The 575-nt window shown below is 66.6% G+C and carries 1 protein-coding gene; it reads left to right on the forward strand.

The features are described 5' to 3' along the window. On the forward strand, positions 1-575 hold a 575-nt coding region (locus A5646_RS25790), incomplete at both ends, for a phosphopantetheine-binding protein (RefSeq protein ID WP_156765715.1).

Raw genomic sequence — 575 nt, forward strand, 5'->3', positions numbered from 1 at the left:
CGTATGTATCGCACTGGGGATCTGGTGTGCTGGGGTCCCGATGGGCAGTTGCGGTATCGGGGGCGCGCCGATGAGCAGGTCAAGGTGCGTGGGTATCGCATCGAGTTGGGCGAAATCCGCACCGCGCTCACCGAATTGGACGGCGTGCAGCAAGCCGCGGTCGTCGTCCGCGAAGACCAGGCCGGCGAGAGGCGTCTCGTCGGCTATGTGACTGGAGCCGCTGACCCCGCCGATATTCGGGCCCGGTTGGGTCAGCGGCTCCCTCCCTATATGGTGCCCGCGGCGGTGGTGGTGCTCGAGGCGTTGCCGTTGACGCTCAACGGCAAACTCGACACCCGCGCTTTGCCCGCCCCGGACTACCAGGGCGATAACTACCGCGCCCCACGGACCGCCCTCGAAGACATCCTGGCCGGCATCTACGCCCACATCCTGGGTGTCGAACGCGTCGGCATCGACGACTCCTTCTTCCACCTCGGCGGCGACTCACTCTCGGCAATGCGGCTCGTCTCGGCCGTGAATACCGAACTGGACGCCGACCTCACCGTCCGATCCCTGTTCGAGGCACCCACCGTCGC

This window comes from Mycobacterium sp. 1245499.0, assembly GCF_001673615.1.
Taxonomy (GTDB): Bacteria; Actinomycetota; Actinomycetes; order Mycobacteriales; family Mycobacteriaceae; genus Mycobacterium; species Mycobacterium europaeum_A.